Here is a 13256-nt window from a genome sequence, read left to right as displayed (position 1 = left end):
GGGTAAGATCCGCTCGACTTGCATGTATTAGGCACGCCGCCAGCGTTCGTCCTGAGCCAGGATCAAACTCTCCATAAAAGTTAGTTTGACTTGCTCTAAAACGTTGTTGCTATTTCGATTCATTCTTGCGAATGTATCGGGCAGTTTCGCTCGTTGTTCAGTTTTCAAAGATCAATTAATTTCACAACGTTTGTTATAATACCACATTGTTTTTCTCAGATCAAGCATTATTTTTAAACCTTAATGCTTGTCCTCTTCCGAACCGTTATCGTTCTCGGCCGGAATTAGAATATACCATACTCGAATTCATCTTTGCAACCCCTTTTTCAAAAAAAGTTTGATTACTATATATAGACGGAAGAATTCTGGCTCCTATCTTCTCTTCCTATTTAGGATCTTTGCAAAATTGATTAGACTGATAGTATCGGATTACTTCGGTGACGAAATGCGTATCTTAATCCCAGAGGAGTTGTTGTCGAATGAATATGTCTAACTATGCAAATACAAAGGACGAATTGGATTCGTTAAAAGAACGTCTGCCAAAATGGCTGGAAGCCAGCAAATCACTCTCGACCGGCGGAAAAGTGGCCTCCTATATTCCGGAGCTGTCCAAAGCGCCGCAGCAAGCGCTCGGCATACATATTATTGACGCGAGCGGCGACAGCGTATCGGCAGGCGATTGCGGCCTTTCCTTTACGATGCAAAGCATTTCGAAAGTATTCACATTACTGCTGGCGCTTATGGATAACGGAGAAAAGGCCGTTTTTGACAAGGTAGGAATGGAGCCCACGGGGGATAGCTTCAATTCGATGCTGAAGCTCGAGCTCGTACAGCCCGGGATTCCTTTCAACCCCCTTATCAATGCAGGCGCGATCGTCATCTCTTCGCTTATAGCCGGAAGCGGCCCGGATGAAAAAGCGGAGCGGACTTTGCAATTTTTCCGTTCGTTGTCGGGGAATGAACGCCTTCAGTTTGATCTTGCCGTTTACCAGTCGGAGTCAGAGACGGCCGACCTGAACCGGTCCATGGCTTATTTCCTCAAGGATAACGGCGTTTTGGAGGGCAACGTTCATGATGTTCTCGATGTTTATTTCCGCCATTGCTCCGTTCAGGCGCAGTGTGCCGACCTCGCGCGAATGGCGCTGGTCCTGGCTTACGACGGCACCGATCCGATAACGGGAGTAAACCTTGTGCCTCGCCGCTACGTACAGATCGCCAAAACGTTTATGGTCACCTGCGGGATGTATAACGCTTCCGGCGAATTCGCGATCGAAGTCGGACTTCCTGCCAAGAGCGGGGTATCCGGAGGCATCCTGACCCTAGTGCCCGGGAGATATGGGATCGGATTAATCGGCCCCGCGCTCAACCCCAAAGGAAACAGCATCTCCGGCGTGCATTTGCTGGAAACCTTATCGAAGGAACTGGACTGGAGCTTGTTCTAAGTATCAGCTTCATGAAAAAGGAAAGAGCTGCGCAACGGGCAGATAATCTCGCCCATGCTCAGCTCTTTTCTATCGCTTATTTATAAATCGCATAAACTTTCCAGCTGTTGTCTTCCGTTTTCTTCAAATAATATAATCCGTCATTCGGTTCTTCTTCGACGGATTGCTCTCCGTCCACTTCATAAGTGAAACGGTATGCGCCTCCCGTGGATTCTACAATGGCGAAGCGATTCGAAGCGAAGGTTACCTCGAAATTACGGGTTCCCGTCTCTACTACGCTCATTTTGTATCCTTCATTCGCCAGCTCTTGAAGGACGTCACCGTATGCTCGATTAGCAAGCAGCTGGAACGCCGTGTAATACTCGGGATAAAGCTCGTCTAAAGCACTGATCGTACCGTTGTTAATCGCTTCGTTCTCTTGCTTTTCCGCTTCGGTAATGATGGCCTTCAGCGTTTCTCCGTTAGGAACGTCGCCCTTCTGCAAGTCAAGGGCACGCTGAAGCATAACGACGGCCTCCGCGCGTTTTGCGTTAGCGAACGGCTTGAATTCCCGATCCTTGACGCCGTTGACGATACCCGCGGCATGCGCATCCATAATAAATTCGGTGGCATAATACATAGGCACGTCATCGAACTCGAGCTGGCCGGCTTCCGTTCCGAACGGTACGGTCGAGTCGAACGCCCGCACGACCATCGTTGCGATATCGCCGCGATTAATGAGCTTGTTCGGACCGAAATCCGTATCGCTTACGCCGTTGACTACGCCAAGCGAGCTTGCGATTCGAATCGGCTCGTAATACCATTTGTCAGAAGGAACGTCCGCGAACGTCTTGCCGGAAGCGCTGCTTGTAAGACCAAGCGCCCGGACCAATAACGCCACGAATTCGGCGCGCGTGATTTGATTGTCAGGCTTAACCGTTACGTTGCCTTGCGCATCCTTATAGCCCTTAAGAAGATCCGCTACAACGAAATCATCCATCTCGTCATAAGCCCAATGCTCCTCGATATCCGTAGGGAAGTAGATGCTCATATCCGTCTCCTCAGCCGCTTGAAGACGCCCCATGTTCATTGGCAGAATCGCCAGCGCCGCAGTAAGGAAAGCAGTTGCCGCTATATATAATTTCTTCAAGAAGATCTCCCCTTCACCTGTAATCTGGTGCTCACAAGATGAAAGGATAACAGAAAGTCCTGCCTAGACCTAGCGGTAATTCTAGGGATGAGGGATGCGAATTACGGCTGCAGCTCAATCTGTCCGCTCACGAGCTTGCTGTAGAAGCCTCCGCTGCGGGCCAGTTCATCATGCGTGCCTTGCTCCGTCATTTCGCCGTTCTGCAGGACGACGATCTGGTCTGCTTGCCGAATGGTATTGAGCCGATGCGCGATGACGAAGCTTGTTCTTCCTCTCATCAGCCGTTGAAGCGCTTCTTGAATTTTGATCTCCGTCACCGTATCGATACTGCTCGTCGCTTCGTCCAGCACAAGAATAGCCGGGTCAGCGAGTATGGCCCTTGCGATGGCAATCAACTGTTTCTGTCCTTGGCTGATCCCTGCCCCGTCAAGCTTCAGCTTGGCGTCGTATCCGCCTCTCATCCTCGTTATGAAAGAATGCGCATTGGCCTGCTTGGCCGCTTCCTCTATCTCTTGATCGGTTGCGTTCAGCTTGCCGTACCGAATATTATCCCGGATAGACCCTTCGAACAAAAACGGATCCTGAAGCACGAACGCCATATGGGACCTTAGGCTGTCTCTTCTCACATGGCGAATATCCGTTCCATCTATCGAGATCGTTCCCGAAAGCGGCTCGTAAAACCGGCATAATAGTCCGATAAGGGTCGTCTTGCCTGCCCCCGTCGGACCCACGAATGCAATGGTTTCTCCCGGCTTCGCCGCAAAGCTGATCTGACGCAGAATGGGCGGACCCTCTCCATAAGCAAAACTTACCTCGTGAAATTCGACTTCCCCTTCAATGGAATCAATTGTAGCGGCTTCCCGTTCATCGACCGCTTCTACTTCTTCGTCAAGAATGTGAAACACCCGCTCCGCCCCCGCTACGGCTGACAATAAAGTATTCCACTGGTTCGCCAAATCGTTGAGCGGCCTTGTAAATTGCCGGGCGAATTCCGCGAAAATAACGATTACGCCTACCGTCACGCCGGTGCTGTCATTAATAATCAGCAGCGCGCCAACGCCCGCGATAAGGGCAAAGCTCAAGTTGTTCAGTCCGTTCATTAGCTTAGGAATGAAGCCCGATATGGATTGCGCCCAAAACCCGGAGAGATGGATTTGCTTATTCAACTGCCCGAACTTCGAGATTACGGCTTCTTCCCTGGAAAAGGTTTTGACGATGCGCTGACCGGAAAGCGTCTCCTCGACAAAGCCGTTCAGCTCCCCCAGGTTCCTCTGCTGTAATTTGAACAACCGGCTGGTGCGCGACGTAATCCATTTCATCCCGAGAAGCATGAACGGAATGACAATGAACGTCAGAAGCGTCAGCAGCGGGCTAAGCGACAGCATGATGCCGACGATTCCCACAAGCAGAAGCGCGCTTGACGCCACCTGGATGAAGGAGCTGTTAAGCGATGCGCTCACATTTTCGATATCGTTGGTAACCCGGCTCATCAGCTCGCCATGCTGACGTTTCGCAAAAAACGGAATAGGAAGCTTATGCAAGTGGTTAAATAAGTCCGCGCGCAAACGCAGCACGGTTTTCTGCGATATCCCGATCATCCAGATGTTCTGCAGCCATGTCGTTAACGCGTGCAGCGCATAGACAATAGCCATTCCAATAAGAAACGCAATAAAGCCGGTCCCCGGCGTAGCCAAATAATGATCGACTGCCGTGCCTGCCAAATAAGGCCCAAGCAAAGAAAGCGTGGTACTAAAGATGATCATAAGAATGACAGCCGACAGCTTCCATCTATATTGAATCAGATACGACCATAGTCGCCTCAGCGTCCCGATCGTGTCTCTCGCCTTCGCTTTTTTGGGACCGCCGCCGCCTTGGACCTGACGCTCCCCCCTCTCGCGGAGGGCAACGGGCTTCGTATACCGGAAGGGCTCCTTCAAGCTGTCAAGCATGGGAAACACCCGCCTTCCTGTACTGGGAATCGCAAATCTTCTGATACAAAAGAGAGGTGCGCAGCAATTCGTCATGCTTCCCGCTTGCCAGCAAGGCACCGTCATCCAGAAGCAAGATGCGGTCCGCGTTTAAGGTCGAGCTGATTTTTTGCGTAATGAGGAAAGTCGTGCACTTCACTTCGCGCAGCGCCCCAAGTAAAGCGTTCTCCGTCTGAACGTCGAGCGCGCTGGTGCAATCGTCGAGCAGCAAAATCGCGGGCTTGCGCACGAGCGCTCTGGCAATCGTCAGCCGCTGCTTCTGCCCGCCGGATAGATTGACGCCTTTCTGCCCGACGATCGTCTCGTATTGCTGCGGCAGCCGCATGATCGTATCGTGAATTTGCGCAAGCTTAGCCGCGTGCATGATCTCGTCCAGAGTCGCATCCTCTTTGCCCCACCGGATGTTGTCGGCAACCGTTCCCGTGAACAACATGATGTCTTGCGGCACGTAACCGATCTGGCCCCGCAGTCGATCCAGCTTCCACAGTCTTGTATCCATGCCGCTTACGCAGACCGCCCCCTCCTCAGCTTCATAAAGCCGCGGAATAAGCTGAAGCATGGACGTTTTGCCCGAACCCGTCGCCCCCATAATGGCAATCGTCTCTCCAGGCGCGGCTTCAAAGCTAATATGCTTCAGAATCGGCGATTCCGTATCCGGATAACGGAAGCCTACATCCTTGAAAGAGACGCTGCCCGCTTCACTGGCTGGGGCTTCGCGATTGCCCTCCGCATCCTTCAGATCGATTTCGGTTTCCAATATTTCGTTCATACGATGCGCCGAAGCGCGGGCTCTCGAGAAGTTAACGACGATCATGGACATTAAAGAAAGCGCTCCCGACGTTCGCGTCGCGTAGTTGACGATCGCGACGATCTCGCCGACCGTGGCTCCGGCCGTCTCCAGCTGCCCGCGTCCATACCACAGCACCGCGATAATGCTGGCATTGATGACCAGCATTATGACAGGCATGGTCAGCTCCGTCAGCCGGAGCGCAGCCACGGTCCGATTCATGAGCTCCGCGCTGAATCCCGCGAATCGGAGCGACTCATGCCGCATGCGAACAAACACGCGAATGAGCCGCATACCGATCAGATTTTGCTGAATGACGCCATTCACGTCGTCGACCCCTTGCTGCACGGAACGGAAAAGCTTCTCTCCTCTCTTCAACACCCAGATGAGGAACAGCCCGAGAAAAGGGATCGAAGCGGCGAACCATAACGCAAGCATCGGGTTGACGATAAAAGCCATAAGCACGCTGCCGATAACGAGCAGCGGCGCCCTTAGCATAATGCGCAGCCCCATAAATACCGTGTTCTGCAGCTGCGTCACGTCATTGGTCAGCCTCGTGATCAGAGACGACTCCGGAAACCGGTTGAAATTGGCGAAGGAGAAGGATTGCACTTTCTCGTACAGCTTCTCCCGCATATCAAAGCCGAAGCTTTGACTGACATGCGCGGCAAAAAAAGAACTTAAAATCCCCGCTCCGAATGCAACGACAGAGAAAGCCAGCAAAAAGCCTCCCCACTGCATGACGACATCCATATTCCGCGCCTGAATGCCTTCATCGATCATTTTGGCCATCAAAAAAGGCTGCAGCAGCTCCAGCGTAAGCTCCACGAGCATCAACGCGATCGCGACCGCGACAGCCGCTTTGTAGGAACCCAAAAAGAAAAAAACCTTTCGCAACCCAGGCACCTCCTAAAATGTTTGCGGAGCAAACATACTTCGAAAGCATAAGCTAAATGTTTGCGGAGCAAACATACTTCGAAAGCATAAGCTACTTTGAAAGCATTTAACCGTTAGATGATTGGTACATGATTTTGAACAAAATATCCTGATTGTAATTGCCGAAGCCGCTGCCGTACAAGGTTAATCCGCCCACATGCTCGGCGTCTTCCCTGACGGCCATCTGGAACGTCCAGAGATTACGGTCGGGCATGATGTCGTCCACGCTGACCGAAGATAGAAGCTGTCCATCCATATAAGTGCCGTCCGCTTGAATGCGGATGATCTTGAGCAGACCGTATTGATTGACCCAATCCGACCACCAATCCGGCGTATATCTGCCGCGCGTCTGCCCGAAGTCCCCTGGACTGGTCCATGTTCCGAGAGATTTGCCGTTCAGCTCGAAGCTTATGTCGGAGGGCCAGTGTTCATTAATGCCCGGCGCTTCGGAGCCAATCTCCATCGCGATTTCGATAGCGACCGGCCGTTGTCCCGGAACCAGGTAATTCGGGAATTTATATTCGACGTAGCCGTGTCCGAACCATAGGATGCCGGCGTTCATGCGCTCGGGCTCGAGGAAATACCGCGGATCGTCGAATTGGCCAATGATCTTATCCTTCGTCGCGATTCCGCATGTCGGATATACGTCAAACGAGGTATAATGGCCGATCGGCACACTGATCTCATGCGATCTTAGCGAAGAAGAGATCCGAGGCAGCTCGATCTTGATCGATTCCTCCGATAGCTCGCACATCTTGTGCGTGCCGCCATCCTTCCGAATCATGCGGGTCGACACGAGCCCAGCGGCCTCGAGCTTGCGAACGTGCATCGTCACGATAGCGCTGCTTAAACCCAGCGAAGCCGCGATCTCCTTGACGTTCATCGTATTCTGCGCCAATAGATCGAGGATGGACAATCGGACCTCGCTCGCGAGCGCTTCATAGAGGGGCAGCCACCTCTTATCCGTATTAGCTTGTATCATCGCGCACTTCCTTTCTACTTACCATCATAATACAAAAGAAGGGTGCCGCAAAAGCAGCAATGCCGCTTGCGGCGCCCTTCGGCGATTCAACGTCTTATTCTATTGAAGCTTAAGGCGAATGACGTTCCAGGAAGCTTTGGCGAGCGTCGCTTCAATATGCCCGTTATCGCTCCAAACCGCGTTGCCTGCGCTATGCGGCTTCACGCGATCAGGGAACTCCTCGGTATTCGTCGCCTTCAAGTCTTCATGCTCGAGAACAACGTGCTCGACAATGCTGCCGGCGCCGAAGCTGCGAAGGTCGATATCGAGAGGCAGCGCTTCATCGGTATGGCGGTTAACCGCAAAAATCGTCACTTCCTCCTGCTCCTCGCGATACACGGCGATAGCCTCCAAGTAAGGAACGTCCGTGTATTCGCTGCTGTCGTATTTCGGCGATTTCACGAGCGGTACGAGCACTTTGCCTCGTCCATAAACGCTTGCATGAAGGAACGGATAGAAGATCGTTTGCTTCCAAGCCGGGCCTCCGTTGCGGGTCATGATCGGCGCAATAACGTTAACGAGCTGCGCAAGACATGCCATCTTCACGCGGTCGGCGCGCTTCAGCAAGCTGATCAGCATGCAGCCGACAACGAGCGCGTCTTCATGCGTGTATACATCCTCAAGCTGCGGCGGAGCGATGGTCCATGGCTCGAGCTTGCGGTCCTGCTCGTTCGAATGGAACCATACATTCCACTCGTCGAACGAAAGAAGCATTTGTTTCTTGCTGCGCTTCTTGGCCTGCACGTAGTCGCAAGTAGCAATAACCGTATTAATGAACGAGTCCATTCCGACCGACTGGGCCAGGAAGTTCGGCGTGTCCTTCTTCGGATTGCCGTAATATTGGTGGATGGATATGTAATCCGCCGTGTCGTAGGTCAAATCCAGAACGGTAGCCTCCCAATCCGGGAACGTCGGCATCGTTCTTGCGGAGCTACCGCAGGCGACAAGCTCGATCGACGGGTCCACCCACTTCATCGCTTTACCCGCTTCGTTCGCCAACCGGCCATATTCGACGGACGTTTTGTTTCCGATCTGCCAAGGTCCGTCCATTTCGTTGCCGAGACACCACGTTTTCACGTTATGCGGCTTCTCGTAGCCATGCGACCTGCGCAGGTCGCTCCAATACGAGCCGGACGGATGATTGGAATACTCGATCAGGTTCCTCGCGTCGTCGATTCCCCGCGTTCCCAAGTTGACGGCCATCATGGCATCCGTGCCGGCCTTGCGGCACCAATCCATAAACTCGTTAAAGCCGATCCAGTTCGGCTCGACCGTGCGCCAAGCCAATTCCAATCTTCTTGGGCGCTTATCGACCGGCCCCACGCCGTCCTCCCAGTTATAGCCGGAGACGAAGTTGCCGCCCGGATAGCGGACAATCGGAACTTGAAGCTCCTTCACGAGCGACAGGACATCGCCGCGGAATCCTTGTTCATCCGCCGTCGGGTGATCCGTTTCGTAGATCCCGCCGTAGACGGCACGTCCCAGGTGCTCGATAAAAGAGCCGTAAATCCGCTCATCGACTTCTCCGATCACAAAATCTTTGTCAATCGTCATCTTTGCTTGCTGCGCCATGCATGAACACCCTTTCATCTAAATGGATAAGTTCGTTTAGCTTAATAATTGTATTAAACCCGATTTTTTAAATTAATTCAATAGCTATTTTAGCTTTATTTGAATTCATAAATCCATTTATTCAAAACAAATAAAAAAACCACTGAAGCAGCACCGGCCGGCTTCAATGGTTCCTTTCTTTCATTCTTGCTCATGCAAACCGAGATGAATCTCGCAAATGGTCCCCTGCTTCAATTTGCTCCGGAATATAATCTTCCCGTTCATCGCCTTCACTAAGCTCATCACGACCATAAGCCCAAGCCCCGTGCCGCTTTCCTTCGTGGAGAAATACGGCTTGCCAATCCGTTTCAGCTGCTCGCTGCTCATGCCCATCCCCGTATCCCGAATCAAAATTTGAACTTGATTATCCACGATCCGTGTATGAACGGTCAGCAGCCCGCCATCGACCATGGCTTCGATCGCGTTCTTCATAATATTCAGCATGCATTGCTGGAATTGCTTAGGCTGGACGAAGACGAACGGATCCGCTTCGGACATGTGATGCGTTACGATCGTCACATTCTTCTGCACCGAGTAAGGCTGCAGCCATTGGACGACGCTGTCGATTTCGTGTTTGACGTCCAGGCGCTTGGCCGTCTCTACGGATGGCTTCGTATAATTCAAATATTCGGTGATGATTTGATTGGCATGGTCAAGCCCTTCGAACGCGTACCTACGATAACGCTCGAAATTTTCTTTGGATAGCTTGTCTATGTTCATGAGCTGTAGAAAACCGCGCGCCGTCGTCAGCGGATTGCGAATTTCGTGGGAAATGGAAGCGGCCATCTGGCCGACCGATTGATATTTCTCCGACAGGATCAATTCCCGCTGCAGCCTGGCCTGGTCTTTGACAAAGGTAAATACAAGAGGAATCATCTGCGATGATAGGATGGATGAGGCTATGAAGATGGCAAGCTCCTCGCCTGGCAAACGCAGCATGTCGCCGCCGCCCATTAAGCTGTCTGCGGCGAAGAAGATTAATAAATAAACCGCTACGCAGAGGAACGAATATAGATATAGCAGCCAAGCGGATTCCATTTGGTGCCTGCGGGACAAATACATCCCGAGCCCCGCTTGAAGGAATCCCGCGACCAGCACGGGGAGACAATCGGGGCCCAGGATCACGTAGCCGCTGGCCGCGACGATCGCTACGCATGCGCCGCTCGCGAATCTACTATCCAAAAGCATAACGCACAGCAGACAAGCGGGTACGATCAGCAGCGAGAACAACTGCGGGGTTAAGGACTCCGTCCATAAATATAAAGCCAGCATAACGGCGCCAATCCCCACGAAAAAGATCTGTCTCTGCCGATAGCCAAGCTTCAGCTTAGGAAGCAGCATCAAATACACGAAGCATACTCCGGATATGAACAGCCATCCATGCAAGAGCGGAACTCCAACCGATTGAATCAACAATGGTCATCCCTTCGACGGTTTCTAATTAGCATCCATTTCCATTTACCTAAACTATTCGACATAAATCGAGCGACTCCTTCTGTTTTTGGAAACAGAGCCACTTCATTCTACTTTGAACAAATTGCAAATGCCTTCAAGCGTATGTTCTCGCCGGCAAGCTCATACATATGGTATGAAACGGAATATTCGATTCGGAGGGATGCGAGATGCACCAGGATGAGATCCGCGAGCTGGAACGCGCCATAGACGAAATAACCGAAATCGCGCAGGGCTTCGGTCTGGACTTTTATCAAATGAGATATGAGATTTGCCCGGCCGATATCATCTACACCTTCGGCGCGTACGGCATGCCTACCCGCTTCAGCCACTGGAGCTTCGGCAAAACGTTTAACAAAATGAAAATGCAATACGACTTCGGTTTAAGCAAAATTTATGAGCTGGTCATCAATTCCAATCCCTGCTACGCTTTCCTTCTGGAGGGCAACTCCCTGATTCAGAATAAACTGATTGTCGCCCATGTGCTTGCCCACTGCGATTTCTTCAAAAACAATGCCAGATTCGGCGTATCGAACCGCAATATGGTAGAAAGCATGTCGGCGACGGCCGACCGCATCCATCAGTACGAGCTGCAATACGGATCGGAAGCGGTGGAAAAATTTATCGATGCGATATTAGCCATACAGGAGCACGTCGACCCGACCTTAATCAAACCGTACCAGCTGGACAAAAAACGGTACATTGAGATGATGCAGAAGGAACGGGAGCGTTCTTCCGCGACGGCGCAAGCCAGTTACGGCGCTTACGAAGATCTATGGGAACTGGACAAGGAGACGGTCGAGGCCGCTAGGAAGAAGGCGGAAGCGGAAGCCGCCGAAGCCAAACGTTTTCCTCCAAGACCGGAGAAGGACATCGTCTGGTTCATCGAGGAATATTCGACCATCCTGACGGATTGGCAGCGGGACATCCTGTCCATGCTTCGCGACGAGATGCTTTATTTCTGGCCGCAGATCGAGACGAAAATCATGAACGAAGGCTGGGCTTCGTACTGGCATCAACGCATCATTCGGGAAATGGATTTAACGAGCGACGAGACGATCGAATTCGCCAAACTGAATTCCTCCGTCGTCGTGCCTTCGCGGCATAGCCTGAATCCGTATTATCTCGGCTTGAAGATTTTCGAGGATATCGAGCGCCGCTGGGATAATCCGACGAAAGAGGAGCAAGAGCGATTCGGCCGGGTACCGGGCAAAGGCAGGGAAAAAATATTCGAGGTTCGCGAATTCGACTCCGACATCTCGTTCCTTCGCAATTATTTGACGAAGCAGCTTGTCGATGAACTGGATTTGTATATTTTCGAGAAGAAAGGTCCCGAATGGAAAATTACCGATAAATCATGGGAGAACATCCGGGATCAGCTGGTTTATTCCAAGGTGAACGGCGGCTTCCCCAGCTTGCTCGTGAAGGATGGAGACTTCAACCGCGTCGGCGAGCTTTATCTCATCCATCAATACGAAGGCACGGAGCTCGATCTGAAATACGTGGAGCGCACGCTTCCTTACGTCGTGCAGCTATGGGGGAAAAACGTGCATCTGGAAACCATCGTCGAAGATAAGAAGATCGTGTTCAGCTGCGACGGCAAAAAAACGAGCCGCAAGTTCGTCTAACCTTGAACGTTTAAACTTACCATCCCTTCGGATGATCACTTCCTGCATACGGTCCGTCGATTTTGACAAACATAAGCCGGAAGTCAAATCAACCAAAAGGGGATGTACACAGCACATGAAAAAAGCAATGGCCATCATCTTCGCTTCTATCGCATTGGCATCCACGGTTCCGACTGCAAGCGCCGAAAGCAACACCACTACGCGGGGTAATTCCTACACCACCTCCAATCAATACGGCGATAACGCAATGGAACGCGGCATGAACCGTATGGGAAATGGGATCGAGCGCACCGCTGAGCGCGCCGAGAACGGCATGGAGCGCGCGGCAGACCGCGTAGGCACAGGCGTAAACCGCGCCGCGAACTCCGTGGAGAGAGGGATGGAGCGTACGATGGGCGTCCGCGATTTCGACAGCTACAACGATCGCACCAATGTCAACGCCAACCGTACACGAATGATGAACCAAGCTAATTACCGCACCAATGCAGCGACGACAACCGCCGCCAACGACGACGACGGCTTCGATTGGGGCTGGCTCGGCCTGCTGGGCTTGCTCGGTCTTGCCGGCATGAGAGGCAGAGACCGCGAACGCGACCGCGCGTAACCGAAAGTCACGAAAAAACAATAACCTTCAGGATGCAATCCTGAAGGTTATTGTTTATTAAGGCAGTGTTTCGCGGTCGATCATTTGAGCCAGCGCATCGATGTCCTGATTGAACATTTGCGCCTGTATGCCTTTTTTCCTTGCGCCGGCGGCTTTAATCTTGTCCCTCAGCGCCTCGTCCGAAGTCACATGATAGCGGTACTCCGGATACTGCCAATGCAGAGCGGACGTGACCTGCTTCTCGATAATACGGCGTTTGCCGACATTGTCGACCTCGATGCCGACTAGCACATCATCCGTGTTCATTGCGATATCCGCCCGTTCGACGCCCGGAACCTGTTCCGCGATATCCGCAAGCTGATCCGCGTTAATACGCGCAGAGTGTGCATTTGCTCCCTCACCCGGCGTTCTAACCGAATCGTCCGGTGTTGCCCGATATCCGCCTTGCGGCGTTTGGTTATTCGGCATTAACGCATTTTGTCTTACCTCGTTATGATTGTCGTTCGCTTGGTTGTCGTCCAGCCCGTTCCCGTCGTCGTTACGGCCGCAGCCGCTCACGAGTGCCGTGCTTAACAGAAGAACGGACAACGCCAGCGATATTTCCCTTTTCATCTACAATACACCTCCGTCCATGCTCTTAACATGTGCGAAGGCATAT

Annotated in this window: 10 protein-coding genes and 1 rRNA gene; 3 read left to right on the top strand and 8 right to left on the bottom strand. The window is 52.1% G+C overall.

The features are described 5' to 3' along the window. Nucleotides 1-78: ribosomal RNA gene (locus NQZ67_RS29245) — 16S ribosomal RNA — on the bottom strand; the annotation flags it as partial. A 407-nt stretch (nucleotides 79-485) separates the two neighbouring features. Between NQZ67_RS29245 and glsA the strand changes: the two genes are divergently transcribed. After that, nucleotides 486-1442, top strand: coding sequence for a glutaminase A (gene glsA, locus NQZ67_RS29240; protein WP_257452943.1), 957 nt, complete (start codon nucleotides 486-488; stop codon nucleotides 1440-1442). A gap of 76 nt (nucleotides 1443-1518) precedes the next feature. Here the strand turns inward: glsA and NQZ67_RS29235 are convergent, their stop codons facing one another. The 6 genes from NQZ67_RS29235 to NQZ67_RS29210 all read right to left on the bottom strand — a co-directional run bounded on the left by NQZ67_RS29235 (nucleotide 1519) and on the right by NQZ67_RS29210 (nucleotide 10327). Next, the gene (locus tag NQZ67_RS29235; RefSeq protein ID WP_257452942.1) at nucleotides 1519-2571 is read right to left on the bottom strand and encodes an S-layer homology domain-containing protein; all 1053 of its coding nucleotides are present in this window, start codon (nucleotides 2569-2571) and stop codon (nucleotides 1519-1521) included. Between the two features lie 101 nt (nucleotides 2572-2672). Next, a complete protein-coding gene (locus tag NQZ67_RS29230) occupies nucleotides 2673-4520 on the bottom strand; it encodes an ABC transporter ATP-binding protein (RefSeq protein WP_257452941.1) in 1848 nt (615 codons plus the stop codon). Beyond that, nucleotides 4513-6243 carry an ABC transporter ATP-binding protein gene (locus NQZ67_RS29225; protein ID WP_257452940.1) on the bottom strand — a complete coding sequence of 577 codons (1731 nt, stop codon included), beginning with the start codon at nucleotides 6241-6243 and terminating at the stop codon, nucleotides 4513-4515. The genes NQZ67_RS29230 and NQZ67_RS29225 overlap by 8 nt, the downstream gene beginning before the upstream one ends. 106 nt (nucleotides 6244-6349) lie before the next feature. Further along, nucleotides 6350-7264 (bottom strand): ArsR/SmtB family transcription factor, encoded by a 915-nt coding sequence (locus NQZ67_RS29220; RefSeq protein WP_257452939.1) that lies wholly within the window; start codon nucleotides 7262-7264, stop codon nucleotides 6350-6352. Between the two features lie 99 nt (nucleotides 7265-7363). Continuing rightward, nucleotides 7364-8875 carry an arabinosylfuranosidase ArfA gene (arfA, locus tag NQZ67_RS29215; RefSeq protein WP_257452937.1) on the bottom strand — a complete coding sequence of 504 codons (1512 nt, stop codon included), beginning with the start codon at nucleotides 8873-8875 and terminating at the stop codon, nucleotides 7364-7366. A 180-nt stretch (nucleotides 8876-9055) separates the two neighbouring features. Then, nucleotides 9056-10327 carry an ATP-binding protein gene (locus tag NQZ67_RS29210; protein WP_257452935.1) on the bottom strand — a complete coding sequence of 424 codons (1272 nt, stop codon included), beginning with the start codon at nucleotides 10325-10327 and terminating at the stop codon, nucleotides 9056-9058. 209 nt (nucleotides 10328-10536) lie between these two features. On the opposite strand from NQZ67_RS29210, the gene NQZ67_RS29205 reads away from it, so the two are divergent. Together NQZ67_RS29205 and NQZ67_RS29200 are read left to right on the top strand one after the other, a co-directional pair. Beyond that, nucleotides 10537-11994 (top strand): SpoVR family protein, encoded by a 1458-nt coding sequence (locus tag NQZ67_RS29205; protein WP_257452933.1) that lies wholly within the window; start codon nucleotides 10537-10539, stop codon nucleotides 11992-11994. A 115-nt stretch (nucleotides 11995-12109) separates the two neighbouring features. Continuing rightward, on the top strand, nucleotides 12110-12598 hold the full coding sequence (locus tag NQZ67_RS29200; RefSeq protein WP_257452931.1) for a WGxxGxxG family protein: 489 nt from the start codon (nucleotides 12110-12112) through the stop codon (nucleotides 12596-12598). A 57-nt stretch (nucleotides 12599-12655) separates the two neighbouring features. Here NQZ67_RS29200 and NQZ67_RS29195 read toward each other — a convergent pair whose 3' ends face one another. Continuing rightward, nucleotides 12656-13210, bottom strand: coding sequence for a YhcN/YlaJ family sporulation lipoprotein (locus NQZ67_RS29195; RefSeq protein ID WP_257452929.1), 555 nt, complete (start codon nucleotides 13208-13210; stop codon nucleotides 12656-12658). Nucleotides 13211-13256: the final 46 nt, after the last annotated feature.

It is taken from the genome of Paenibacillus soyae (assembly GCF_024623455.1).
GTDB lineage: Bacteria > Bacillota > Bacilli > Paenibacillales > Paenibacillaceae > Pristimantibacillus > Pristimantibacillus soyae.
This window is presented reverse-complemented; position numbering and strand designations above follow the sequence as displayed.